The following is a 25,714-nucleotide window of genomic DNA, read 5'->3' on the forward strand; positions in this document are numbered from 1 at the left end:
ACGCCGCTTTTCGACTTCCGGACAGCGGCGTCACCCCCACTCCTTCAAACGCATGGCCGAACGCTCCAGGCGCTGGTCCTCGGCCTCGATCTCGCGCAGTTGCGCCTCGATGCCGGCGAGATGATCGAGCGCAGCGCGACGGGCCGCCTCGGGCTTGCCCTCCATCACCGCCCGATGGAGGCGGGCATGCTGACGGTTGATCATCTGCCGCGGCACCTCGCGATGGTAGAGGTTCTTCACCGACGCGAACACGGAGCTGAGCAGCAGGTCGGTAAGCGACTGCAGCGTATGCACCAATACCGGGTTGTGGGAGGCCTGGCAGATCGCCAAGTGGAAGGCGTGGTCGAGATGGGCCAGCCGCTCGACGTCGATTTCCTCGCCAGCCTCGACATATTCCGCCATGGCCTCGTAGCGGCGCTGGATCATGACTCGGTCGGCCGGCGTGGCACGCTCGGCTGCCAGCCTGGCCGACTCGCCCTCGAGCAGCGAGCGCACCTCCAGCAGGTCGAACAGGGTGCGCGGGTGATCACGGAACAGGTGCATCAGCGGGCTGTCGTCGCGGCCCGTCACCAGCTCCGCTACTACTGAACCCCGCCCCTGCCGGGTGACGATGATGCCTTTGCTGCGCAGTACGCGCAGCCCCTCTCTCAACGAGGTCCGCGAGACGCCGAGACGATCGCACAGGCGACGCTCCGATGGCAGCAGCTGTCCTGGGCGGAACACGCCATCGAGGATCAGTCGCTCGAGACGCGCCGCCACTGCATCGGGCGTGCGCATCGGCAGCATCTGTTCACTACCCTGAAACATGTCTTCCTCCGGACCTGTGAAGTTCACCTTGAGTCGGTCGGCCGAATGCGCCATGGTTTATGATGAAAATAATTTCCAACATAGCCAAAAATAACTGGTAATACCAGTAGACCGCAGACTGGACAGGTGGTCTCGCAAGGCGCAGATTGGGGCCCTGCACCAGGACAACCTTGCCGCCAAGACTCGCAATTGAGGCGCTTGCATGAACATCCTCTATGACGAACGACTCGACGGCCCGGCGCCGAAGCTGGACAGGGCGACCATTCGCGACAGCCTCACCCAGGCCATACCGGGCATGACCCTGCTGCACCGCGAAGAGGACATGCGCCCCTTCGAGTGCGACGGACTCTCCGTCTACCGCACGCTGCCGCTGCTGGTGGCGCTGCCCGATTCCCTCGATCAGGTCCAGCGCCTGCTGGTGGAGTGCCATCGCCTCGGCGTGCCGGTGGTGACCCGCGGTGCCGGCACCGGCCTTTCCGCCGGCGCACTGCCGCTTACGCACGGCGTGCTGCTGGTGTTGTCGCGCTTCTCGCGCATCCTCGAGATCGATCCCGAGGCGCGCATCGCCCGGGTCGAGCCCGGCGTGCGCAACCTGGCGATTTCCGAAGCGGCCTCGCCCTACGGGCTCTACTACGCGCCGGACCCCTCGTCGCAGATCGCCTGCTCGATTGGCGGCAACGTGGCCGAGAACGCCGGCGGCGTGCACTGTCTCAAGTACGGTCTCACCGTGCACAACGTGGTCAAGGTCGAGGTGCTGACCATCGAGGGCGAGCGCATGACGCTGGGCAGCGACGCGCTGGACGCCCCCGGCTTCGACCTGCTGGCACTGTTCAACGGCTCCGAGGGCATGCTCGGCGTGGTCACCGAGATCACCGTCAAGCTGCTGCCCAAGCCCGAGGTGGCCAAGGTGCTGATGGCCAGCTTTGACGACGTGGAGAAGGCCGGTAACGCCGTGGGTGCCATCATCGAGGCTGGCATCATCCCCGGCGGCCTGGAGATGATGGACAAGCTCGCCATCATTGCCGCCGAGGACTTCATTGGCGCCGGCTACCCGGTGGATGCCGAGGCGATCCTGCTGTGCGAACTCGACGGCGTCGAGGCCGACGTCGACGACGACTGCGAGACCGTGCGCGCGGTACTCGAGAAAGCCGGCGCCACCGGCATTCAGCAGGCCCGCGACGACGCCGAACGCGCCAAGTTCTGGGCCGGGCGCAAGAACGCCTTCCCCGCGGTGGGGCGCATGTCGCCCGACTACTACTGCATGGACGGCACCATCCCGCGGCGCGAGCTGGCCCGCGTGCTCAAGGGCATCAGCGACCTCTCCGAGCGCTATGGGCTACGCGTGGCGAACGTGTTCCACGCCGGCGACGGCAACATGCACCCGCTGATCCTGTTCGACGCCAACCGCGAGGGCGAACTGGCCGTGGCCGAGGCGCTGGGCGGCGAGATCCTCGAGCTGTGCGTCCGGGTCGGCGGCACCATCACCGGCGAGCACGGCGTCGGCCGCGAGAAGATCAACCAGATGTGCGCCCAGTTCCGCCCCGACGAGCTGGCCACCTTCCGCGCCGCCAAGGCCGCCTTCGATCCTCGCGACCTGCTCAACCCGGGCAAGAACATTCCCACCCCGGCGCGCTGCTCGGAGTTCCGCACCATCAAGAGCGCGGCGGATACTGGCGTTACCACGCAGCAGGGTGGGCAGGAGTGACCATGGCAAACGCAACGACTCCCCAAGACCACGACGCCAGCGCGGCCCTGGCCGAACGCATCCGCCAGGCCAGCGCCGACGGCACGCCGCTACGTATCATCGGCGGCGACACGCGTTACTTCTATGGCCGCGAGGTAAAGGGCAGCGAACTCTCCACCCGCGAGCACTGCGGCATCAGCTTCTACGACCCGGTAGAGCTGGTGGTCTCGGTACGTGCCGGCACGCCCTTGGCAGAGCTCGAGGCGGCCCTGGCCGAGCATGGTCAGATGCTGCCCTTCGAGCCGCCGCGCTATGGCACGGTCAGCACCGTGGGCGGCATGGTCGCTACCGGCCTCTCCGGCCCGCGCCGGCCTTGGGCCGGTAGTGTGCGCGACTTCGTGCTGGGCGCCCGGGTGATCAATCACGAAGGCATCGAGCAGCGCTTCGGGGGCGAGGTGATGAAGAACGTGGCCGGCTACGACCTGTCGCGGCTGATGGTCGGCGCCCAGGGCACCCTGGGGCTGATCACCGAGGTCTCGTTCAAGGTGCTGCCTAAGCCTGGCGCCACCCATAGCCTGCACCTGGAACTCTCCCTCGACGAGGCCCGCCAGCGCCTGGCCGAATGGGGGCGCAAACCGCTGCCCATCAGCGCCGCCGCCTGGCTCGACGGCGCCCTGCACCTGCGCCTGGAAGGCGGTCCGAGCTCGGTGGCCGCCACCCGCGCGCGCATCGGCGGCGACGATCTCGACAACGGCTTCTGGGCTGCCCTGCGCGACCAGCACCTGCCCTTCTTCCGCGCCGGCCTGCACCACGAGACCAAAGCACCGTTGTGGCGACTCTCGCTGCCTCACCGCGCTCCGCCGCTGGAGCTGCCCGACGTCGACGAGCGGCTGATGATCCACGACTGGGCCGGCGCCCAGCGCTGGCTGCGTGCCGACCTCGACGCCGAGGCCGTAAGACAGGCCTGCCAGGCCGCCGGCGGCCACGCCACCTGCTACGGCCCGCGCCCGGCCGAGGTGGAGCCTTTCGCGCCGCTGCCCGAGGTGCTGATGAAGTACCACCGCAACCTCAAGGCCCAGCTCGACCCCAAGGGCATCTTCAACCCCGGCCGGCTCTACGCGGCGTTCTGAGACGCACAGGATCGAGACATGCAGACGCACTTCACCGAGGAAGCCCTCAAGCAGCCACACATCCAGGAGGCCGACCGCGTCCTGCGCAGCTGCGTGCACTGCGGCTTCTGCAACGCCACCTGCCCCACCTACCAGTTGCTGGGCGACGAGCGCGACGGGCCGCGCGGGCGCATCTACCTGATGAAGCAGATGCTCGAGAATCCCGACGACAATGAGAACGTCACCGAGCAGACCCGCCTGCACCTGGACCGCTGCCTGACCTGCCGCAACTGCGAGACCACCTGCCCCTCCGGCGTGGAGTACCACAAGCTGCTCGACATCGGCCGCGCCGAGATCGAACGCCGCGTGCCGCGCAGCACCGCCGACCGCGCCCAGCGCTACGCCCTGCGCAAGGCGCTGGTGGAGCCCAAGCGCTTCCAGGCGCTGCTCAAGCTGGGCCAGACCTTCCGCCCGCTGGTGCCGGGCAAGCTCAAGGACAAGCTACCGCCCAAGCCGGTGGATGCCGGCACGCGCCCCGACCACAAGCGCCACGCACGGCAGATGCTGATTCTCGAAGGCTGCGTGCAGCCGGGGCTCTCACCCAATACCAATGCCGCCACGGCGCGGGTGCTCGACCGCCTGGGCATCGGCCTCACGCCGGTGGCCGAAGCCGGCTGCTGCGGCGCCATCGACTTCCACCTCAACGCCCAGGACGACGGCCGCGCCCGCGCGCGAGCCAACATCGACGCTTGGTGGCCGCATATCGAGGCCGGCTGTGAGGCGATCGTGCAAACGGCTAGCGGCTGCGGCGCCTTCGTCAAGGAGTACGCCGAGATCCTCGAGCACGACCCGGCCTACGCCGAGAAAGCCAAGCGCGTGAGCGAACTGGCCAAGGATCTGGTCGAGGTGCTGCGCGACGAGGATCTGCAAGATCTGAAGGTCGACGCGGGCCGCCGGCTGGCGTTCCACTGCCCCTGCACCCTGCAGCACGCGCAGAGACTCGGCGGCGCGGTGGAAAGCGTGCTGGTCAAGCTCGGCTTTACCCTGACGCCGGTCCAGGACGCCCACTTGTGCTGTGGTTCGGCGGGCACCTACTCGATCACCCAGCCGGAGCTCGCCACGCAGCTGCGCGACAACAAACTCAACGCCCTGGAGGCCGGCAACCCGGAGACGATCGTGACCGCCAACATCGGCTGCCAGACGCACCTCAACGGCGCGGGGCGCACGCCGGTCAGACACTGGATCGAAATCGTCGACGAGGCCCTACCCCGGTAGCGAGCTGCGGGCTGCGGGCTGCGAGCGATATCACCCCGCCGTAGCCCGTAGCCCGTAGCCCGTAGCCCGTAGCCCGTAGCCCGTAGCCCGTAGCCCGTAGCCCGTAGCCCGTAGCCCGTAGCCCGTAGCCCGTAGCCCGTAGCCAATACTAAACAAGGAGAGCCCCATGAAGACCAAACCCGTACTCACCCTGAACGACGTCAACGCCATCCTCGACGCGGCCCAGAAAGAAGCGGAAGCCAACGGCTGGAAAGTGACCATCGCCGTGGCCGACGACGGCGGCCACCTGCTCGGCCTGCGCCGCCTCGACGGCGCCCCGGCCATGACCCCCGACATCGCCACCCAGAAGGCGCGCAGCTCGGCGCTCGGCGCCCGCGAGACCCAAGCCTTCGAGGAGATGATCAACGGCGGGCGCAACGCCTTCCTCTCTGCCCCCTTGCAGGGCCTGCTCGCCGGCGGCGTGCCGGTGATGGTCGAGGGCCAGATGGCCGGCACCGTGGGCGTCTCCGGCGTCAAGCCCGACCAGGACGTGCAGATCGCCAAGGCCGGCATCGCCGCCGTCGCTTGAGGTGAAACGTACAAGGCCGACCGCAATGCGCTGCAACAGCAGTCGCCGCGGCCGGCCTTTATTTACGGTGCCGTTGCCAACGGATCAAACCCTCCTGGAGCGGAGCTGTCGCAGCTCACCGTTTAGCGCCTTGATGATGGTGTAACACATCAGCAGCATCACGACGGAGAACGGGATCGCCGTCGCCGTCACCCCGGCCTGAAGCGCCGCCAAGCCGCCGCCGATCAATAGCACGATGGCGATCAAACCCTCCACCGTGGCCCAGAACATGCGCTGCGGCCTGGGTGCATCGATCTTGCCGCCGGCGGTGATGGTATCGATCACTAGCGAACCGGAGTCCGACGAGGTGACGAAGAAGATCAGCGCCAGCACGATGCCAATGGTCGACATCAGGCCCGTCAACGGCAGCTCGTTGAGCATGCCGAACAGCGACAGCTCAGGTCTGTAGTTGTCGATCACGTATTCCCTGACCAGGCTGGTGTCGGGGGCGGCATAGAGCTGATCGAGAGCCACGCTGCCGAAGACACCCATCCAGATGAAAATGAACAGGCTGGGAATCAACAATACGCAGAGCACGAATTCCCGCACCGTGCGCCCTCGCGATACTCGAGCGATGAACATGCCAACGAACGGTGCCCAACTGATCCACCAGGCCCAGTAGAAGATCGTCCAGTCCTGGCGATAGGCGTCATCGTCACGGCCGAAGGGAGCCGATAGCGGGATGAAATCCGCCACGTAGGTCACAAGCCCCGTCCAGAACCCGCTCAGGGCCACCAGTGTCGGGCCGGCAAACAGCACGAAGAAGAAGAACAGCACGGCCATGATCATGTTGAGTTCGGAGAGCTTCTTCACACCGCCCTCGAGCCCGCGCCAGACCGACACCAGCGCCACCGCCGTCACCAGCAGGATGATGATGACCTGAGCGGTGGTACTGACTTCCAGCCCGAAGACGAAATTCATCCCCGCGTTGGCCTGCTGCGCGCCGAGCCCGAGTGAGGTGGCCAAGCCAAACAGGGTGGAAAACACCGCCAGAATATCGATCACATGCCCCCACCAGCCCCATACCCGTTCACCCAGGATGGGGAAGAAAGCCGAGCGGATGGAAAACGGCAGCCCCTTGTTGTAGGTAAAGATGGCCAGCGCCAGCGCCATCACCACATAGACTGCCCAGCCATGAATGCCCCAGTGGAGGTAGGTGCCGGCAAGCCCCAGGGCCGTCGCTTCGGGAATGGCCGCCGGATCCAGCTCACCGCCGGCCCCGAAAGGGGATGCTACGCCCAATGGCAGGGAAACGTTGGCGTGATAGACCGGTTCCAGCACCCCGAAGAACAGCAGCCCGATGCCGATACCGGCGGCGAATAGCATGGCAAACCATGAAAGGTAACCGTAATCCGGCCTGGCGTCGGGACCACCCAACCTCACCGAGCCGTAGGGTAGGACGACGAGCGCGATACAGAACAGGATGAAGAAATCCACCACCAGCATGAAATACCAGTCCAGCGTCCCGGTAGCAAAGCCGACGATGGATTGGAAAATGCTTCCCGCTCGCTCCGGAAACAGTAGGGTGAGGATGATGAAAACCACCGACGCCAGTGCCGAGACGGCGAAGACCCGATTGTGGATATCGAAGCCGATGGGGCCCAGTCGCCCTTCGATATTGTCCTGGCCAACGGTGTAGTCCGTTTGCATGTCGCTCGTCCCGGGGAGTGCCGCCGGATCGTTCGGGGTCCTCATGGGAGTTCCCTCTTATCATAATATTAAGAATTATTTAGAGTTTTTCTCATGAGCTTATAGGAGACGGGTCGTTCTTTCCAATGGCACTCCGTTGGCTGATGTAGTGCGGCACGAACCTTTCTGTGCGAAGAGCAACGGCCATCTATACTTGACAGCGCCAGACCGCCGCTCGGCTGTTGGAGCATGACAACTGGAGCGCGACGAGGCACCTGACAAGAGGCATTCACGGCCAGCCTGGGAGGAGTCGACGGGGCTGCGCCCAACGGGAGGAACCCACGATGATCAAGAAACTCTTTGCCGCACTGGTGCTGATGGCCTTCATTTCGCCCGCCTGGGCCGGCCAGTGCCCCATGCTCATGGGGGAAATCGACCAGGCGCTGGAGGACGAGGAAAAAGTCTCCCAGCTCAGTGAGGAGGATCTCTCTCGGGTAAGGGATCTGCGCGAGCAAGGCGAGCAGTATCACACCGACGGCGATCATGCCCAGTCGGAAGAGGCCCTGAACGAGGCCAAGGAGATTCTCGGCGTTTAGGAGCCTGTCGGACTTAACGCGGATCTACTGCGAGTTCCGGTCTTTCGGCCAATTTCATTCGATCTGATTCGTTAAATAGCGGGCTATTCGCTTCATCAGACCGATGAACTTGTCTCGAAATCCGAATCTCTCGCTACGATCGGTCAAATCCGACACACTCCTGTGTCTACGCCGGGCGTGGCTCGCTGCGTCCGGCGTATTTTCTGGCCTACCCTTTCAAGCCTGCTGCGCCTGACCCGCGCATTCCAGCACCCACTCCTGCAGTGCTCGCTTCGCCTCGCCGGGAGAATCCGGCCGCGCATCGACCAATCCATAGCCGCGCGCCGAACGCAGGCGCAGGTCGTGTAACCCCACCAGCATGCCACTCTCCAGCAGTTCGTCGACCAGGCCATGCCAGCCCATCCCGATCCCCTGCCCGGCAATCGCCGCCTGGATCAACAGCGTGTAGTTGTTGAACGTCAGCTCCGACGATTCGAGGTGGGCAATACCGCCAAGCTGCGCGAAGTAGCTCGGCCAGTCCAGCCAACGCTGCCCTTGATCGGCGGTCAACGTCAACAGCGGTGCCTTGCTAAGCGTCTGGAGGTCCTCGATCGGTCCGTATCGCTGCAGGAACCCTGGGCTGCAGATCGGAAAGACATCCTCACGGAACAGCAGCGGGACGCCACTGGCGAGCACGCGCTCGTCGCAGAACACGATCGCCACGTCGACCTCCTGGACCCGCCAATCGAGCACGCCCTGATTGGTGACGATACGCACGTCGATATGCGGATGACGCTCCCGGAAGCGTGGCAGCCGCGGCATCAGCCAATAAGCCGCGAACGAGAAATCGGTCAGGATGTTCACGTGCGGATGGCGCTGCTTGTGCTGTAGCCGCTCGATGGTGCGATCGATGGTCGCGAAGCCCTCCTGCACGCTGACGAACAGCGCATGCCCCGCCTCGGTCAATTTCACGCCACGGTAGATGCGCTCGAACAGCGACAGGCCGAGCTGCTCTTCCAGGGCGCGAACCTGCTGGCTGACGGCCGATTGGGTCGAGCGCAGCTCCCGTGCGGCGGCGGTGAAGCTCAGGTGCCGGGCTGCCGCCTCGAATACCCGCAGGCTGTTGGGCGACGCCGACCTAGTCATCCACGACATTAGCTCAACTAATGCCTCCCATAAAAATTTAGCGAGTTTACAGGCCTTGAGATTAGCAGAGAGACTGCCACAAGAACCAGCCACGGTTTGGCTCAAGCATCAAATCCAGCGCGCAGCGACAAGCAAGAGAGGCCCCATGACTCGCAAACGACCCAATATCCTGTTTCTGATGGCCGATCAGGTGACGGCATCGGCGCTGCCCATTTACGGCCACCCGCTGGTCAAGACACCCAACCTGTCGCGCCTGGCCGCCGAGGGCGTGGTCTTCGACTCGGCCTACTGCAATAGCCCGCTGTGTGCGCCCTCGCGCTTTACGCTGATGGCCGGCCAGTTGCCCTCGCGTATCGGCGGCTACGACAATGCCGCCGAGTTCGCCGCCGATATTCCAACCTTCGCCCACTACCTGCGCGATGCCGGCTATACCACCGCACTGTCGGGCAAGATGCACTTCTGCGGCCCGGACCAGTTGCATGGCTTCGAGGAGCGCCTGACGACCGACATCTATCCGGCCGACTACGGCTGGTTCGTCGACTGGGAGAACTTCGAGACACGGCCGAGCTACTACCACAACATGTCCTCGGTGATTCAGGCCGGCCCCTGCGTGCGCTCCAACCAGCTCGATTTCGACGACGAAGTCACCTTCCGCGCCAAGCGTTTCCTCTATGACCATGTTCGCAGTGGAGAGCAGCGTCCCTTCTGCCTGACCGTGTCGCTGACCCACCCCCACGACCCCTACACCATTCCGCAGGAGTACTGGGACCGCTACGACCACGACGCCATCGACATGCCCCGCGTGCCCTACTCGCGCGAGCTGATGGACCCGCACTCCAAGCGCCTGCGTCACGTCTATCAGCTCGACGAGGGCACCGTCAGCGACGAGCAGATCCGCAACGCGCGCCACGCCTACTACGGGGCGCTCAGCTACGTCGACGACCAGATCGGCGCCGTGCTGAAAACCCTGGAAGAGACCGGCCTCGACGAAGACACCATCATCGTCTTCTCCGGCGACCACGGCGACATGCTCGGCGAGCGCGGCCTCTGGTACAAGATGAGCTGGTTCGAGGACTCGGCCCGCGTACCGATGATCTTCCACGCCCCCGGCCGTTTCACGCCGGGCCGCGTACGCGAGTCGGTGTCGACCATGGACCTGCTGCCGACCTTTGCCGAACTCGCCCATGGCGGTATCGCACCGGAGTACGCCGTACCCGTCGACGGCCGCAGCCTGCTGCCACATCTGACCGGCACAGGCGGCCACGACGAGGTGATCGGCGAGTACCTCGGCGAAGGCGCCATCGCACCGCTGCTGATGATCCGCCGCGGACGCTACAAGTTCGTTCACAGCGCGCCCGACCCCGACCAGCTCTTCGACCTCGAAGCCGACCCGCTGGAACTCGACAACCTGGCTCAGGACCCCGCGCACCTGGACCTGTGCAAGCAGTTCCGCGACGAGGTCGCTCGTCGCTGGGACTACGCGCGGCTGCACGATGAGGTGATCGCCAGCCAGCGGCGCCGCAAGCTGGTCTCTCGTGCGCTCATGAAAGGCAAGGTCACGCCCTGGGATCACCAGCCGACGTTCGATGCCAGCACCCAGTACATGCGCAACACCATCGATCTAGACGATCTCGAGCGGCGCGCGCGCTTCCCGGCGGCCTCCGTCGAATAGCCATGATGACGTCGCCGACCGACATGCACCGGCAACCGGCCAGGCGACTACGCTGGTTGCCGTTTCTCGGCTGGCTGCCGCAGCAGACCTCGCGCTCGCTGCGTGCCGATGCCATTGCCGGGCTGACCGGCGCGGTGTTGGTCGTGCCTCAGGGAGTGGCCTATGCCCTGCTGGCCGGGCTACCCCCGGAATATGGCCTCTACACCGCCATCGTCCCGGCCATCCTGGCGGCACTGTTCGGTGCCTCGCGGCAAATGGTCAGCGGGCCGACGGCGGCGCTGTCGATCGCCCTGTTCGCCACCCTGCAGCCCTTCGCCGAAGCGGGTAGCGGCGAGTTCATCGACCTGGTGCTGACGCTGACCTTTCTCGCCGGCATCTTTCAGCTCTTGCTGGGGCTGGCACGCCTGGGCGTGCTGGTCGATCTCGTCTCGCATTCGGTGGTGACGGGGTTCACCGCCGGTGCCGCACTGATCATCGCCACCAGCCAACTGCCCTATGCCTTGGGTCTGAGCGCGATCGAGAACGACGGCTTTCTCGCTATCTGGCCACGCTTGCTGGAGCGACTCGGCGACATCCGCCCCGATGCGGTGCTGATCACCGGCTTCACGCTCGTCGCCTGCCTGGCGTTTCGGCGCTGGCTGCCACGCTGGCCAGGCATGCTGCTGGTACTCATGGCTGCCTCGCTGCTGGCCGCCTGGCTCGACCCCGGGCACGGCGAGATCCCACGCATCGGCGAGGTCCCGGCCGGCCTACCACCGTTCTCGATGCCGGATCTCTCGTTCGACACGCTGCGCCTGCTGACGCCCGGCGCCATTGCCCTGGGTCTGCTGGGCCTGGTCGAAGCCACGGCAATTTCCCGGGCGATGGCGGTACGCACGGGCGAACGTCCGAACGGCAATCAGGAATTCATCGGCCAGGGGCTATCCAACATCGGCGGCGCCTTCTTCTCCGCCTACGTCTCCTCGGGGTCGTTCACCCGTTCGGGACTCAATGCCAGCGCCGGGGCCTGCTCGCCGATGGCGGCGGTTCTATCGGCACTGTTCCTGATTCCGCTCATGCTGCTGGCGGCACCGCTTCTGCATCACGTGCCGCTGCCGGCCATGGCGGGCCTGCTACTGCTGGTCGCCGCCCGGCTGATCGACTGGCACAGCATTCGCGAGGCACTGAGCACCAGCCGCTCGGAAATGGCCGTCTTGCTGATCACCTTCTTCAGCACTCTGCTGTTGGCATTGGAATTCGCCATCTACTTCGGCGTGCTGGCCTCGTTGGCCCTCTACCTGCGCCGCACCACCCGCCCGCCGGTGGTGGAAGGCACGCTGTCCCAAGCTCCCCAAACGATCCAGCAGGCCGTGGAGGAGCCGGGCTGCAACGTCGTCAGGATCGACGGATCGCTGTTCTTCGGTGCCTGCGAGTCGGTCGCACGACGGCTCGAGCGCTGCGACCGACCGAACCTGGTGATCCTGGCGGCAGGCATCAACTTCATCGACCTGAGCGGTATCCACCTCCTCCAGCGCCAGGCACGCCTTTGTCATGCCAGGGGCGGGAAGCTGTACCTGGCCTGGACCAAACCCGACGTCATGGCCCGCTTGCAACGGGCCGGCCTCGTCGATAACGACAACGACAACAATCCGAATCACAACAAGCCAAGGGCAATAATAACTTGAGAGGCACTCCCCCATGACACTCCCACACCCCGACAACGAATCGAGCAATCGACTCAACCCGGCCGTCTTCCACGGCTCGGTGGCCGGCATCGTGCTCTTCCTGATCTATGCCATCGCCTTCACCGAACACGCCACGGCATTCTTCAATGCCGGGCTGGACTGGATCGGCAACACCTTCGGCTGGTACTACATGCTGGCGGTGGTCGCCTACCTGGTCTTCGTGGTCATGATCGGCTTCTCGCGATTCGGCAAGATCCGCCTGGGTCCCGATCATTCGCGCCCGGAATTCTCGCTGCTGTCGTGGTCGGCCATGCTGTTCGCCGCCGGGCTTGGCGGCGCTATCCTGTTCTTCGTGGTCTCCGAGCCGCTGACGCACTACCTGAATCCGCCCCTCGGTGAAGGCGGTACCGCCGAGGCACAACGGCAAGCCATCGTGCAGACCTTCATGCACTGGGGCATCTCGGGCTGGGGGCTGTACGTGCTGATGGGCATGTCGCTGGCTTATTTCAGCTATCGCCACAGGCTGCCGCTGGCGATTCGCTCGACGCTCTATCCGCTGCTGGGCAAGCGCATCTACGGCCCCATCGGCAATGCCGTGGATATCACCGCGGTTCTGGCTACCGTGTTCGGCATCGCCACCGCGCTGGGCATCGGCGTGATGCAGATGAACTACGGGCTGACCTACCTGTTCGGCATACCGGAGGGGCTGCCCGCCCAGGTCATGCTGATCCTGCTGGTGGTGACCCTGGCCACCCTGTCGGTGGTGAGCGGCGTGAAGCGCGGCATCCGCCGGCTATCGGAGCTCAATTTACTGCTGGTCGCCGGCCTCGTGCTGTTCGTGCTGCTTCAGGGCGATACGCTCAAGCTGCTCAACGCCCTGGTCATGAACATCGGCGACTACCTGGTCGCGCTTACCGGCAAGAGCTTCGACACCTATGCCTACGCGCCCGAGGCACAGGGCTGGTTCAGCGGCTGGACGGTGTTCTTCTGGGGCTGGTGGATCGCCTGGGCACCCTTCGTCGGACTGTTCCTGGCCCGTATCTCCCGCGGACGTACCATCCGCGAATTCGTCGCCGGCGCCCTGTTCATCCCGCTGATCTTCGTGATGGTGATGATGTCGGTCTTCGGCAACAGCGGCATCGACATGGTCGATCAAGGCCTGGTAGTACTCGGCGAGCAAGCCCTGAACAGGCCCCCGGCCACCATCTACACCTTCCTCGAGCAACTGCCTTTGGTCGGTGTCACCGCTACCGTCGTGCTGGTGCTGAGCATCGTCTTCTTCGTCACCTCGGCCGATTCGGGCGCACTGGTACTGTCCAATTTCACCTACGTGCTGCGCGACGTGAATCACGACGCCCCCGCTCGGCTGCGCATATTCTGGTCGGCCATCATCGGTTTGATCACCCTGGCACTGCTGATGGCCGGCGGACTGCGCACCCTGCAGAGCGCCGTGGTGATCACCGCCCTGCCGTTCTCGGCGATCATCTTCCTGACCATGATCGGCATGTACCGCTCTTTGAAGGTCGAGACCGGCAAGGCCGATGCTCGCCATCTGGTGGGTGCCAGCACCGCCGCCGCCAGCGACTGGCGCGAGCGTCTCGACCGCACTCTGGACGGCACCACGCAGAATGGCGCCGAGGCCACGTTGCGCCACGCCATTCGCCCGGCACTGACCGAGCTGGCCGAGGAGCTGACCCGGCGCGGACAACAGGCCAGCGTCAGCGAACGGCAGGTGGACGGCACCCAACTGCTCTTCCCGACGCTGCAGGTCGATTTCGACGGCGCTCCCAGCTTTATCTACGGCATCCAGCCAACACGACTGCAGCCGCCGAGCTTCCTGCCCGCGGATGACGACTACTACCTGCGTCTCGACGTCCATCTCGCCGAGGGCGGCCTGGGCCAGGATCTCAACGGCTATACGCGCCTGCAGGTCGTGCACGACGTGCTCAACGAGTATCAGCGCCATCTACGCTTCCTGGCCCACGCCAGCGAACAGGGGTACCTGGAAACCATCCCCAATCGGCCTACGGAAGGAGATGTCATACCACAGGCCGAACCCACGCCCTAGCCAGTCCGTTCATACTAGCGGCTGACCCGATGAGCCCCACCAAGGTGGGGCTCGTCTTCTTACAAGGCCCGCCGGTTGACAAGATCCGCCGGTTGGCAAGGTCCCGCCGGATACTCCAAACTGTATGGCTAGAGAGTCGGCACACGAAGCGCCGAAGGAGGCAAGCATGGCAGGTGGCTGGTCGCGGGACGGAGCGGTACAAGAGCAGATCGACAGCACCATAGAGGATGCGTTGCAGCGAGCACGCAGCGAACTGCCCCGGGGCGAGAGCCTGACGCACTGCGAGGAGTGTGAAGAGCCGATTCCCCAGGCACGCCGCGAGGCCATGCCCGGCGTACGCCTGTGCATCGCCTGCCAGAACGAGCGCGACAAGCAGCGTACGGTCTACAGCGGCTACAACCGACGCGGCAGCAAGGACAGCCAACTGCGCTGAGCCTACTGCCGGCACGACCTGTCGCTCTAGATCATTCGTCGAAGGGACAGCGCATGAGAGACACCTCGGCATCGTCGCGGTCGAGCCAGGTCAGCGTCATCGCTTCGTGATTTTCGAGCTGCAGGCGAATCTGCTCGCTGCTCCGTGTCCCCTCGCCTGAACATTCGAGCTGCGCCGACCATTCGTCCTCGGCCTCCTGCGATACCTCCATCTCGCAGACGTTTTCGTATCCCTCGAAGCGTGACGGTGAAATCATGATCACCCGCTCTTCGCCGCCCCCCGCACACCAGGCGGGCTTGGCCGCCCAGCGCCCCACATACGCTACGGCATCCTGGAGCGCCGGCTCGTCATCCGGCGCCGCGGCCTGCTCGTCATCGCAGCCGGTCAGCACAATAGCGGCACACAGCAGTGCTTGTCCGTAGTGTCGTACTTCCATGGTGTCACCTCGGCGCTTGCGTCGTGTCTGCCTGACGATCACTTGGTGGCTTTCAGGATAGGCATGAATTGCGTGCCGGTATGCCTAGTGACCGGAACCGTGCCTCGCGGCATCTCTTAGCCGCCTTATCATTTGCACCACTGCGACGGCTCGATATCATGTGGCCTTTCGCGAGCCCCGATGCAGCGGGGCCATATCCGTTCGAGAGGCCTCCATGCCGCTGCTCTATTTTCTACCCCCGCTGGGTGCCGTGCTGATCTGGTCAGGCAACATGACCATCAACCAGCTTACCGTGGGTACCATCGCCCCCAGCAGCATCGCTTTTTTGCGCTGGGTACTGGCGCTGGCCGTGCTGACCCCCTTCGTGTTGCCGGCCGCCTGGCGTCACCGCCATGCGATCCGCCGCGAATGGCCCAAGCTCGCCATCCTGGGCCTGCTCGGCATGGGTCTGTGGCAAGGGCTCGCCTACGTGGCTGCCGAGACCACCTCGGCCACCAACATGGGTATCCTTGCTGCCATGGTGCCATTGCTGACGGTACTGCTCAGCGCCTTGATCCTGCGTGAGGCGCCCAGCCTCGGCGGTACACTTGGCGGTCTGCTTGCGCTGTTCGGCGTGCTGGTCCTGCTCGGGCGCGGCGACCCGCTCTCGCTGCTCGAACTGCAGGTGGCGCTCGGCGATCTGCTGATGGTGATCGCGGCGACCTGCTACGCGCTCTACGGCGTGATGCTCAAGCGCTGGCCGCTGGGCCTGCCGCCCTGGGTGGTGCTCTACGCCCAGGTGGTGTTCGCCGTGCTGTTCCTGCTGCCGCCCTACCTGATGGGGCCGATGACCCCGGTGGACGGTCAGAACGTATGGCTGATCCTGTATGCCGGTATCCCCGCCTCGATCATTACGACCTTTCTGTGGATGCGCGCCATCCGCCAGATCGGCGCCAACCAGGCCAGCATCTTCATCAATTTGATGCCGCTGTTCAGCGCCCTGATCGCCATGGCCTTCCTTGGCGAGCGCATCGCCGTGTTCCATCTGGTGGGTGGCGTACTGGTGCTGACCGGCGTGCTCATGGCCCAGACCCTGACCCAACCGCTGATCCGTAGAGCCACCCGCAATATATGACCGTCGATACCACCTCGCTCAATCGGAAGAGAAACTTCTTCACCTCTGGCCAGACACTGTGGGTGTTCGGCTACGGCTCGCTGATCTGGAAGGCAGAGTTTCCCTTCCACGAGCGACGCCCCGCCCATATCGAGGGCTGGGAACGGCGCTTCTGGCAGGGCTCCCACGACCACCGCGGCACGCCGCAGGCACCGGGGCGCGTGGCCACCCTGGTGGAATCTCCTGGCGCGGTCTGCCAGGGCATGGCCTACCGTATCGACGCCGACACGCTGGGCCCGCTGGATTATCGTGAAAAGAATGGCTACCTGCGCGAACGGGTAATCCTGCACTTCCACGACGGCAGCCACGCCGAGGGACTGATCTATCTCGCGACAGAAGACAACGCCGCCTTCCTCGGCGACGCCCCGCTCGACGCCATCGCCCGGCAGATCGCCACCGCCCATGGCCCCAGTGGCGCCAATCGAGACTACTTACTTCACCTTGCTGAAGCGCTGGAGAACCTCGGTGCACAGGATGAGCACGTGTCCGCCCTGGCGGCGCGGGTAAGAAGCATAAAAGAGACGTAAAAAAAGTAAAGTTAGGCCTCTACCCGCCGATATCCCTTTCAGAGCACCAAACCAAAAAATGGTGCCATCTACGTGAGGGGCCGGCTGTGAAAGATACCTTGCTGCAAGCAGTGGAAGCCGATTTGGCCAGGCCTTGGAATCGCCTGCGCTTCACCCCTGCGGTGGAGGCCCGTTTCGAGGCCGACACCGCCACCCGACGCAGCCGTCATCTTCAGATCGCCGGCATCTTGGCGCTGGTCATCTACGATCTCTACATCATCAACGACTATGCCTTCCGTCCCGAAGCCGTGCATATCGCAGCCTGGATCCGCTTCGGGCTGATGACACCGCTGGCCATTGCGGCCCTCTACTGCGTGCGTCGTGGCCTGTCGCCGTTCCTGCGCGAATCGGCAATGGCGGCCACCATCGTCGTGGCCATGCTGCTTTCCAACGTGATCTTCTACCTGTCCAAGTCCCCCTATTCGTTTCTCGATACCTTCTCGTTCGGCTTGATCCTGCTGGTCGGCAACATCGTCTTTTCGCTGCGTTTCGGTTTCGCCATCGTCTCGTCGCTGCTCTGCGCGCTGATCATGGCGGGGTTCGTGGCGTCCTACGAGCCCATGGAGACGGAAGTGAAGCTCAACACCTTCGTCGTCTTCACCTCGAGCGCGCTCTTCACGCTAGTGGCCAACTATCGTCTGGAAGTCAGCGAACGGCAGTCCTACCTGCTGTTCCTGCGCGAGCAGTTGCGCAACCAGGCCGCCCTGCAGGACAACCAGGCATTGGCCAAGATCTCGCTTACTGACCCGTTGACCGGCGTCGCGAACCGGCGCCATTTCGATACCATGCTGGAACAGCGCTGGGACGAGGCACTCGCCGAGAACACCGTGCTCGGCATGCTGGTCATCGATATCGATCACTTCAAGCACTACAACGACTATTACGGACACCTGCAGGGAGACGCCTGCCTGCGCCAGGTCGCCCAGGAGATGCAGAACCATATCCGCCAAGAGGTCGATCTGGTGGTGCGCTATGGTGGCGAGGAATTCGTCGTGCTGCTGCCGAACGCCTCGGCTTCCTCGACGATGCGCGCCGCCCAGCGTATTCGTCAGGGCATCGAGACACTCGCCATTCCCCAGGCAGGCCCGGGAGTGATCACCGTAAGCGTCGGCGCGGCCGCTCTGCGACCTCACAAATCGATGGAACCCGCCGCGCTGCTCTCGATCGCCGACGCGGCGCTGTTCCAGGCCAAGCGCGCGGGGCGCAACCGCAGCGTGCTGGCGCCACTGCAGGATGGACCGCTCACCGTCTAGACGCACGAAGCTAGAGCCGGGCTGCTCCAGCCTGCGATGAAAATACGGCTCTTGAGGGATGCGCTACAGCACGTACATGCGCAACGGCATCCAGATGCCCATGCCGACCATGATCAGGTTCTCGGTCAGCGAGACGAAGCCCAGCGGCACCTTGCTGTCACCACCGACGCAGGCGCACTTGAGCTCACGCCTGTCGATGTAGACCGCCTTGAACACCGAGACCGCACCCACCGTACCGATGAACAGCGCCACGGGCGCGGCCAGCCAGACCAGGGCCCCCGCCAGCATCAGGATGCCCGCCAGCGTCTCGGCATAGGGGTAGACATAGCCGTAGCGCACCTGACGCTGAGCCAGCAGGTCGTAGTTGAGAAACATCGTGCTGAAGCTCTCCACGTCCTTGAGCTTCTGCAGCCCCAGCAGGGCCATGGCGATAGCCACGAAGTACTCCGGCATTCTGGGGCTCACCAGCGAGCCGGTCGCTGTCCAACTGACGGCGAGCCCCATCAGCAGGGCCGTGGCAAACAGCGCGATTACCGGCTGGTAGGTGGTCTCCTCCTCGCCCGGCGAATCCAGGCCGAAATACTCGCGCAGCTCGTCGTAGCCGCCGATACGTCGGCCATCGATGAAGGCCTGGGGCGTCGTATCCACCCCCTGCTCCTTCATGAAGCCTTCCGTCTCCTCCCGCGTGGTCAGGTGGTGATCCTCGACATCGAATCCCTTGCGCTTCAGCAGGTCCTTGCTCTTCAGGCCGAAGGGGCACAGATGCTCTTCCATGACCATGCGGTAGAGCTGGGCCTGCTTGCCCTTCCTCGTCGTCTGTCCTTGAGCCATGACATCTCTCCTTGGGTCATGCATTCACCCCAAGGGTAGTCAATCGACCTTTATCAGCGAATCCCCGCCCTCAGGAACGACTGCACGAACTGGCGCGGGAACAGCAGGAAAGCCACCAGCAGCAGGGCGATGCTGAGAAGGGTGGCGGCTAAAGGGTCACACGACGCCCAACCATCACGAGGTCATGCTCGACATCTCCCATACGGGCGACCTTGGGCATGAAGCCCCAGCGCTCGAACTGGAACTTCTCGAACAGCCTGATACTGGGCGTATTGGAAGCGAAGATGGTGGTCGCCAGCACCTCGATACCCATGGCCGGGGCATGCTCGATTGCCTGCCCCAAGATATAGCTCCCCAGCCCCTTCCCCTGATAGTCCGGATGGAGGTACAAGCCCATGTCGGACGTAATGAAGTAGCCGGGCCGATCGTTCATGAAGTAGGAGTAGTTCAGGTACCCGATCACCCCCCTCTCCGGCGCCGCAGAATCCTCAGCCACCCAGATCGGTCGGCGGCTGCCGCGATGGCTGTGGAGCCACGCCTCACGGGACTCAGCCGTCAGAGGCTCCACATCACAGTTACTCTGCCGCGTCTCGATGGCGTGGTTGTAGATCTCGACGATTCGGGGCAGGTCGTCAATGGTTGCTTCGCGATGGGTAAAGCTCATGTTGTAGGTCTCACTTATCCTTAGCGAGGTAGGAGTTCAGGTCTTGCGACAGATTGGCGGCAAAGACCGCTTTCACTGGGCCCGTCAGATGAACGCCGGTTGCCTTATCGATCTGCACGTTGACAGTTCCGCCCGGCATGTGCACCGTCACCTCAGCATCGACAAGGCCCAACTGGTGACAGGCAATGGCCGCCGCGCAGCTGGAGCTGCCAGAAGCAAGGGTGTAGCCTGCGCCACGCTCCCAGATTTCGATCTCGAGTGTCTGGCGATCAACGACACGCGTGATCTGGACATTGACCCTTTCCGGGAAAAGATCGGATTCACAGAGCGCAGGCCCCACCGTACGCGCCGTGTTCTCCGTAACAGGCAGGTCCAGCACGACACAGTGCGGGTTGCCCAAGTTGACGCAGGAGGCGGTCAGCGAGTGCTGCCCCACCTGCATCTTCACTCCCAGAACGACGGGAGCATCCAGCAGGACCGGAATCTCACTCGACCTCAGGGTATAGTGCCCCATCGCTACCTGGATCAAGTCGTCCTGGCCGCCCAGATAGGCCACATCCACCACCGTATCCGACATCATTAGGTGGACTTGCGCCGTCTCTGCCGTCACATAGCCCGCATCGCGCAGGTACCGAGCAAAGATCCTCAGCCCGTTTCCACTCTTCTCGCACTCTGTGCCATCCGGATTGAAGATGCGCAGCCCGTACTGCCCATTATCAAGGAGGGGGCCGTACAAAATGCCGTCGCTCCCGAGACCGTGGTGACGGTCGCAGATACGCCGAATGGCCGCCGGGTCCAGGATAAGGTCGCAAGAAGCAGGATCGAGAACCAGATAGTCATTCCCCAGGGCATCGTATTTGATAAATTCCAACGGCAGCTCCTTCAACGAATGTCGACGCCGAGGGACTCATCGAGCCCCAGCATCAGATTCAGGTTTTGCACTGCCGCACCGGAAGCGCCCTTGCCGAGGTTATCCAGCTTGGCCACCAACAGGCCCCGGGAACCATCTTCGGATCCGAAGAGATGAATATGTACCTCGTTGCTACCATCCAAGCCATGTGGCGTTAGGAACGGCGCCGTATCCGGATCGACCTTGTTAAAGGCTTGGAGCTTCACGAAGTCTTCCGCGCGATAAGACGCTTCGAAAGTGTCCTGCAGGCGATCCAGCTGTCTGCCGCTTACCTCCTGCAGCGGGATGCTCACCAGCATTCCTTGGCGGTAGTCCCCCACACTCGGAATGAAGATAGGGGCATGGGCCAGGCCGCTGAGCACCTGGATCTCCCGGACATGCTTGTGCTGAAAATCCAGGCCATAGGCCGCCACAGCGGGGTTCTGGGACTCCCCGCTCTCATAGCGCTCGATGAGCTGCTTGCCCCCCCCGGAATAGCCCGAGACGGCATTGATGGCGTAGATATCATCTGCCGACAGAACCCCAGCAGACACCAAGGGTGCCAGCATCAAAATAGCTCCTGTGGCGTAGCACCCGGGATTGGCCACACACTGCGCACCAGCAATCGCGACGCGCTGCCGGTCGTTGAGCTCCGGTAACCCAAAGACCCACCCCTCGGCGGTTCGGTGAGCCGAACTCGCGTCGAGCACGCGACAGCCTACCTCTTGCGCCAGCGCCGCCGCCTCTTTCGCTGCCGCATCCGGCAAGCAGAGCACGGCGACATCCACTTCCCGCATCAGACGACGCTTTTCGTTCACATCGCGCTTGAGTTTCGGATCGATACTTACGACTTCGATCTGGGGGTGGCGAGCCAGACGCTCACGAACCTGAAGCCCCGTAGTTCCTGACTCACCATCGATAAACACACTCTTCATATTGGTCACCTTATCCTCAGCGCCAGCGCGGCGTTACAACAGGCCGGCACTGAGACGCAACAGCCTGACAGTGAAAAATCAACCTCTGTCAGCTAGGCTATCTGGCCTGCCGACTCAAGGAGAACCGACTTGATCCTGGAAAGACCTTCCTCGAGTTCGGCCGTGGGGCGCACGAAGGTCAAGCGCATGCCATGCTTCTCGCCGAACAGTTCAGCGGGCATCGTCAGTACCCCCATGTCATGCAGCACCTTCCGGCAGAACTCCAGAGAGGACCCTGGGACATGCAGCCTGACCCAGCAGAAAGGAGTGCCTTCCGGTTCGACAATCGAAACCTGGCCGCCACATGAGGCTACCCAGCGCTGGAGAGTCACATACCCTTCCTTAAGGAGCGTCTTATAACCCTCCAATAGATCGGAACGCCGTGCAAGCAGCGTGGATCCGAGATGCTCGCAGAGTACCGAATTGGATATTGTGGTCAAATGCTTGTACTCCATTGCGTTGGCCACGACAGTTTCGTCACCACATAGCCAGCCGATGCGCAGCCCAGGCACCCCATAGACCTTGGAAAGCCCAGAGACCGATATCACTCTCGAGTCTTCATGCACCAGCGATTCCGAGAAATCGCAGAGATACTCTTCGTCCGCTATCAGGTACAGGTCGTATGACCTGGCCAGTTGGAGCAGCATGTCACGCTCAGCGGCCGTCAAAGCCTTCCCCGTTGGGTTGCATGGGGTATTGATCACGATGGCCCGTGTTGTGGGGCGAAATGCCGCCACAAGCTGGGCAAAATCGATCCGAAAGCCATCGCCATACGGCAGAGCGGTAACGGTACACCCACTGCGCTCAGGCACCAGCCAGGATTGCTGCCAGCCAGGCCGGAAGGTGATCAGATGATCACCAGGCTTGAGCAGCGTCCGGTAGAGGAGGTACAGGGCCTCCTGCCCTCCATGCGTAATGCCGATAGCACGCGTGCTACAGCCATAGAGTTCAGCGACATGCTCACGGAGCACAGTGGTGCCCCGATCGGCCCCGTAATCCAGCACGACCTGGCTTGTGTCCGGGAGATCTCCGACCTTCCAGCAGGGAGCGTTGCTGTCTCCTAGATCAATGTCGTAGCGCCCCTCGGCCTCCTGGAACACCCAGTCACGAATGCTTATGGTTTCCACCGTTACCGCCCCTTCTGCTAATGGCTGGTCATGCACTGCCAACCGATGCCGCATACCCCGATGATTCGGTGGCACCGGCCTCGCCAGCACTAGCCTCGGTGAGATTTTCCTTGAAAGCGCCGGCGCGCAGATCGAATTCATAGGAGTAGGGTGCCGGCTTTAACCCGGGCTCGATATTCAAGAGCTTCATAAGCGCCAGCATGGAGCCAAACGATGTTGCCATCAGGCAGGAAGCACTGAGAGAGGCGACCGACTTAGCTTCGAAATCCAGGCTTGGAGACTCTGTGTAGGCCTTGAACAGGCTGGACGGCGTGAGACCTTGGCCGAACCGTACCAGTTGCTCCGTCTCGGACTGGGCATCATTGATCCCGAAGAAGGACTCAAAGGTGATACCGTCGTGCTCGAAAACGTGCGCCGTCACCCCGAAGGCGACCGGACAGCAAATGATGACCGTAATCCCCTTAGCGCGTGCAGCCTTGTAGAGGAGTCGTCGCGGCGTCGCGACGAAGAAATCCAGGGTATCGCATACCACGTCGACACCCTCCAGGTACTCATCGACATTGTCCTCGGTGAGGAAGTCGACCACCTGCACATCTATCGCAGGATTGATCGCTTTCAGCCGTTCAGAGAGCACTTGAGACTTCTTCAGGCCGATGGTATCGACAGTACAGCCGAACTGACGATTCATGTTCTCGGGGCCGAAGGTGTCGGCATCCGCGATATTGATGCCCCCTACTCCCATACGCGCTAGACACTCAGCGTACGTGAAGCCGGTTCCCCCGCAGCCCGGGACGGCCACGCGCTTGCCCGCCAAGGCATCTAGCTCAGGCTGCGAAACAAGACCGATCATGCGGCTGAAAAGGATGTTGCGATCAAACTGATCCATTGTTGCTCTCCTGTCCTACTGGCTTTGGATTATGAAACTTCTGCCGCTGGTGATAGCTCACTCTCTTCAACCACTTTTTTCTCGAAGTCATCGCCGTGCCATCGATCGGCCCATCGGGAAAAGGCAATGACGAAAATGTCTCGGTGGCCCTCCTCTTCCACGGGCTCGATCTCGGAGACATAGTGGAACATGCGTCGGTCATCCAGCAGAGCTGCCTGGCCATCCAGTACAGTGGTCTTGAAGAAGGCCTCGCCTTCTCCGCCCACCGGGAGAAGGCTCATCTCACCCCCTGTCACACGGCTCCGCCGAATGACGGCGATCATCACATAATCATGCCCATCCTGATGGGGGCCCTCAGGAACCGTGACTCCTACCACCTCCGAATTCGTGATCACCCGGTACTGGTGTACATTGATCTGCCACTCGTCAGATGTATCGAGAGGGATCGACTTGGCGCCCTCAGCGATATAAGGTGTGAAGTCCACCTCCAGGGGCTCGTAGTGGCGTTTGATCCCGCCGGCCACCTTATTGTACTTCGGAAAGGTCATGTACGGGCGATGTGGCAGCATATGAAACTTCCACTCCCCACCCGAGAAAATCATCTTGTATTGAGAGAATCGACGATACCGATTGCCATTCCCAATATAAGGATCCGCCACAAGTCTGTTAAAGCTATCTATCACCCTCCCTCCAATTTCAGGGAGTTCAATGATAGCAAATCCGCTCTCATTTAGAGCCATAACACATCTCCGTTAGATTTTATGCTCTATTACACGGATGCAGCTTCGCGATTCTTCTCGAAGCACTTCAATAGCTGATCCAGATACCGGGAAGATGTATTCAAGCGTATAGCGGCACCAAGGGCGATATCACGACCAATTGCCGAATCTTTCTCGACAAGAGGCGCAACGACATGGTTAAACCAGCCATTTGCATGCTGTGTATCGATCACAATGTGAAGATCGTGATATTCGACACCTACCTCAGGCAACCCATTACGCCGCCAAGCTTTCACGACATGCTTGAATCGTCTTGGCGCAAGGTACTCCGTGACGCCGAAATAGCCGACTGCTTTAAAATAGTGGCGCCGTGATAAGGCTAGGCACGCCGACAAACTCCCCTGAACCAGAGCTTCAGGAAGCATCTCCTTATTAATCCGCTGCGCACTGATATCTAGGGAAGATAGAGCAGACTGGAACAGATGAGAGTGTACTTTATCAGGGTTGCCATTTCCCATTTCATCCCAATAGTTCTGACCAAGCTCAAGCTTCTGGTCGACAGGCAGGCCGATCTGCATAAGCGCCAGGATGTCATCGAAGCGGGGATCCAGGCTAGATTCTTGAATCAGATAGAATGCCAGGTCATCGGCATCTGCATGCTCTGATATGTAGTCATTGTATACAGGATGTACACTAGACTTATGACTGGAAATCAACCTCTTCAGCCATTTTACATATTCTTTACCACCGCAAGGGTATCCAGTGAGCATAGACTCGGCAACCAAGCCAGTCTCGTAGTCAAGAATTGCCTTTTCTAACACAGAGGCAACATCTCTAAGTATGGGCTGTGTTTCAACATCAATCTTTTCAAGTGCAACGGCCGAAAAATCAATATTATAAATAGCCGCAAGGCATTTATGAACATTTTCTCTTGCCTTCTTGTCACCACCCTCAAAGGCAGCACACACCAACTCCCCGCAACTAAAATTCAGCCTCTCTCTCAGCCCAAAGTCCTTGTTAAACCCCTCCCACTCAACTGAAGAAAGACATACACTTTTTTCAATCCAATCTAAAACATCGACACAATCCCTTCCCATTCGATCACCTCCATTTTCACACAAATGTATTTTCACGGGACATAAGAAACATCAACAACACCGCGACTTCTCTTGGAAAGACTTTTAGTTATCTTAGGAGCCCCCTCTGACAAGAGGCGGTTTAGCTGGATGTACTCTTCTTGACAACCACCAGCCTCACACGCAGAAAATATTGCATCCTCCGGACACTCAGGCTCACAAACGCCACAATCTATACAAGTATCTGGGCAGATAACAAGCAACTCCCTTGCCTCTCGAAATGCATCGACTGGACATACATCCACGCAGTCCGTGTGCTTACAATTTACGCACTCTCTCCCAACTACGTAAGCCACGCCTCCTCCCTTAACTCATCCCAAAAATAACTCCCAGAATTCACCTTGAAGAAAATCGCCACGATCAGTCACATTAACTTCCCAGCCGTCCACACATTATATTAAATCTCTAAAT

The 25,714-nt window shown here is 62.1% G+C and carries 25 protein-coding genes and 1 pseudogene; 12 read left to right on the plus strand and 14 right to left on the minus strand.

The window, feature by feature from the left end:
* Positions 1-30 precede the first annotated feature (30 nt).
* Positions 31-807 carry a transcriptional regulator GlcC gene (gene glcC / locus ACUY1T_RS11920; protein WP_446023040.1) on the minus strand — a complete coding sequence of 259 codons (777 nt, stop codon included), beginning with the start codon at positions 805-807 and terminating at the stop codon, positions 31-33.
* A 202-nt stretch (positions 808-1,009) separates the two neighbouring features.
* Here glcC and glcD point away from each other — a divergent pair, with 202 nt between their 5' ends.
* From glcD to ACUY1T_RS11940, 4 genes are all read left to right on the plus strand, one after another.
* A complete protein-coding gene (glcD, locus tag ACUY1T_RS11925; RefSeq protein WP_446023042.1) occupies positions 1,010-2,512 on the plus strand; it encodes a glycolate oxidase subunit GlcD in 1,503 nt (500 codons plus the stop codon).
* Between the two features lie 2 nt (positions 2,513-2,514).
* Entirely contained in the window at positions 2,515-3,621 is a 1,107-nt protein-coding gene (gene glcE, locus ACUY1T_RS11930) for a glycolate oxidase subunit GlcE (protein WP_446023044.1), read from the plus strand.
* An 18-nt stretch (positions 3,622-3,639) separates the two neighbouring features.
* Entirely contained in the window at positions 3,640-4,875 is a 1,236-nt protein-coding gene (gene glcF / locus ACUY1T_RS11935; RefSeq protein ID WP_446023046.1) for a glycolate oxidase subunit GlcF, read from the plus strand.
* 166 nt (positions 4,876-5,041) lie between these two features.
* Positions 5,042-5,443: a GlcG/HbpS family heme-binding protein gene (locus tag ACUY1T_RS11940; RefSeq protein WP_446023048.1), complete on the plus strand. Its 402-nt coding sequence runs from the start codon at positions 5,042-5,044 to the stop codon at positions 5,441-5,443.
* Positions 5,444-5,527: 84 nt separating this feature from the next.
* Here ACUY1T_RS11940 and ACUY1T_RS11945 read toward each other — a convergent pair whose 3' ends face one another.
* Positions 5,528-7,177, minus strand: a complete 1,650-nt coding sequence (locus tag ACUY1T_RS11945) for a BCCT family transporter (RefSeq protein ID WP_446023050.1) — start codon at positions 7,175-7,177, stop codon at positions 5,528-5,530.
* Between the two features lie 278 nt (positions 7,178-7,455).
* Here ACUY1T_RS11945 and ACUY1T_RS11950 point away from each other — a divergent pair, with 278 nt between their 5' ends.
* Positions 7,456-7,707, plus strand: coding sequence for a hypothetical protein (locus ACUY1T_RS11950; protein ID WP_446023052.1), 252 nt, complete (start codon positions 7,456-7,458; stop codon positions 7,705-7,707).
* A 216-nt stretch (positions 7,708-7,923) separates the two neighbouring features.
* Here the strand turns inward: ACUY1T_RS11950 and ACUY1T_RS11955 are convergent, their stop codons facing one another.
* The gene (locus ACUY1T_RS11955; protein ID WP_446023053.1) at positions 7,924-8,832 is read right to left on the minus strand and encodes a choline sulfate utilization transcriptional regulator; all 909 of its coding nucleotides are present in this window, start codon (positions 8,830-8,832) and stop codon (positions 7,924-7,926) included.
* A 145-nt stretch (positions 8,833-8,977) separates the two neighbouring features.
* On the opposite strand from ACUY1T_RS11955, the gene betC reads away from it, so the two are divergent.
* The 4 genes from betC to ACUY1T_RS11975 all read left to right on the plus strand — a co-directional run bounded on the left by betC (position 8,978) and on the right by ACUY1T_RS11975 (position 14,669).
* Positions 8,978-10,504 carry a choline-sulfatase gene (betC, locus tag ACUY1T_RS11960; protein ID WP_446023055.1) on the plus strand — a complete coding sequence of 509 codons (1,527 nt, stop codon included), beginning with the start codon at positions 8,978-8,980 and terminating at the stop codon, positions 10,502-10,504.
* A 2-nt stretch (positions 10,505-10,506) separates the two neighbouring features.
* Positions 10,507-12,168, plus strand: coding sequence for a SulP family inorganic anion transporter (locus ACUY1T_RS11965; protein WP_446023057.1), 1,662 nt, complete (start codon positions 10,507-10,509; stop codon positions 12,166-12,168).
* Between the two features lie 13 nt (positions 12,169-12,181).
* On the plus strand, positions 12,182-14,236 hold the full coding sequence (betT, locus tag ACUY1T_RS11970) for a choline BCCT transporter BetT (RefSeq protein WP_446023059.1): 2,055 nt from the start codon (positions 12,182-12,184) through the stop codon (positions 14,234-14,236).
* 166 nt (positions 14,237-14,402) lie between these two features.
* Positions 14,403-14,669 carry a DksA/TraR family C4-type zinc finger protein gene (locus ACUY1T_RS11975; RefSeq protein WP_446023061.1) on the plus strand — a complete coding sequence of 89 codons (267 nt, stop codon included), beginning with the start codon at positions 14,403-14,405 and terminating at the stop codon, positions 14,667-14,669.
* Between the two features lie 31 nt (positions 14,670-14,700).
* On the opposite strand, the gene ACUY1T_RS11980 is transcribed toward ACUY1T_RS11975, so the two are convergent.
* Complete coding sequence (locus ACUY1T_RS11980; RefSeq protein WP_446023063.1) at positions 14,701-15,105, minus strand: hypothetical protein; 405 nt, start codon at positions 15,103-15,105, stop codon at positions 14,701-14,703.
* A gap of 214 nt (positions 15,106-15,319) precedes the next feature.
* On the opposite strand from ACUY1T_RS11980, the gene ACUY1T_RS11985 reads away from it, so the two are divergent.
* From ACUY1T_RS11985 to ACUY1T_RS11995, 3 genes are all read left to right on the plus strand, one after another.
* Positions 15,320-16,219, plus strand: coding sequence for a DMT family transporter (locus ACUY1T_RS11985; RefSeq protein ID WP_446023065.1), 900 nt, complete (start codon positions 15,320-15,322; stop codon positions 16,217-16,219).
* Positions 16,216-16,785, plus strand: a complete 570-nt coding sequence (locus tag ACUY1T_RS11990) for a gamma-glutamylcyclotransferase (RefSeq protein ID WP_446023067.1) — start codon at positions 16,216-16,218, stop codon at positions 16,783-16,785. The genes ACUY1T_RS11985 and ACUY1T_RS11990 overlap by 4 nt, the downstream gene beginning before the upstream one ends.
* Before the next feature lie 86 nt (positions 16,786-16,871).
* Complete coding sequence (locus ACUY1T_RS11995; protein ID WP_446023068.1) at positions 16,872-18,077, plus strand: diguanylate cyclase; 1,206 nt, start codon at positions 16,872-16,874, stop codon at positions 18,075-18,077.
* A 63-nt stretch (positions 18,078-18,140) separates the two neighbouring features.
* On the opposite strand, the gene ACUY1T_RS12000 is transcribed toward ACUY1T_RS11995, so the two are convergent.
* The 10 genes and pseudogenes from ACUY1T_RS12000 to ACUY1T_RS12045 all read right to left on the minus strand — a co-directional run bounded on the left by ACUY1T_RS12000 (position 18,141) and on the right by ACUY1T_RS12045 (position 25,599).
* Positions 18,141-18,908, minus strand: a complete 768-nt coding sequence (locus ACUY1T_RS12000) for a MauE/DoxX family redox-associated membrane protein (RefSeq protein WP_446023070.1) — start codon at positions 18,906-18,908, stop codon at positions 18,141-18,143.
* A 53-nt stretch (positions 18,909-18,961) separates the two neighbouring features.
* Positions 18,962-19,057: pseudogene (locus tag ACUY1T_RS12005) on the minus strand (carbohydrate ABC transporter permease); the annotation flags it as partial.
* A complete protein-coding gene (locus ACUY1T_RS12010) occupies positions 19,057-19,572 on the minus strand; it encodes an N-acetyltransferase family protein (RefSeq protein ID WP_446023072.1) in 516 nt (171 codons plus the stop codon). The gene ACUY1T_RS12010 and the pseudogene ACUY1T_RS12005, both read right to left, overlap by 1 nt.
* 10 nt (positions 19,573-19,582) lie before the next feature.
* Positions 19,583-20,443, minus strand: coding sequence for a diaminopimelate epimerase (dapF, locus tag ACUY1T_RS12015; protein ID WP_446023074.1), 861 nt, complete (start codon positions 20,441-20,443; stop codon positions 19,583-19,585).
* An 11-nt stretch (positions 20,444-20,454) separates the two neighbouring features.
* Entirely contained in the window at positions 20,455-21,396 is a 942-nt protein-coding gene (gene argC, locus ACUY1T_RS12020; RefSeq protein WP_446023076.1) for an N-acetyl-gamma-glutamyl-phosphate reductase, read from the minus strand.
* A gap of 92 nt (positions 21,397-21,488) precedes the next feature.
* Positions 21,489-22,562 carry a pyridoxal phosphate-dependent aminotransferase gene (locus ACUY1T_RS12025; RefSeq protein ID WP_446023078.1) on the minus strand — a complete coding sequence of 358 codons (1,074 nt, stop codon included), beginning with the start codon at positions 22,560-22,562 and terminating at the stop codon, positions 21,489-21,491.
* A 28-nt stretch (positions 22,563-22,590) separates the two neighbouring features.
* On the minus strand, positions 22,591-23,448 hold the full coding sequence (locus tag ACUY1T_RS12030; protein WP_446023080.1) for a ThiF family adenylyltransferase: 858 nt from the start codon (positions 23,446-23,448) through the stop codon (positions 22,591-22,593).
* Positions 23,449-23,477: 29 nt separating this feature from the next.
* The gene (locus ACUY1T_RS12035) at positions 23,478-24,188 is read right to left on the minus strand and encodes a 2OG-Fe dioxygenase family protein (RefSeq protein ID WP_446023082.1); all 711 of its coding nucleotides are present in this window, start codon (positions 24,186-24,188) and stop codon (positions 23,478-23,480) included.
* Between the two features lie 29 nt (positions 24,189-24,217).
* A complete protein-coding gene (locus tag ACUY1T_RS12040) occupies positions 24,218-25,264 on the minus strand; it encodes an iron-containing redox enzyme family protein (RefSeq protein ID WP_446023083.1) in 1,047 nt (348 codons plus the stop codon).
* A gap of 32 nt (positions 25,265-25,296) precedes the next feature.
* Positions 25,297-25,599, minus strand: a complete 303-nt coding sequence (locus ACUY1T_RS12045; protein WP_446023085.1) for an indolepyruvate ferredoxin oxidoreductase subunit alpha — start codon at positions 25,597-25,599, stop codon at positions 25,297-25,299.
* Between the last annotated feature and the right edge of the window lie 115 nt (positions 25,600-25,714).

The sequence above is a fragment of the Billgrantia sp. Q4P2 genome (genome assembly GCF_052806135.1).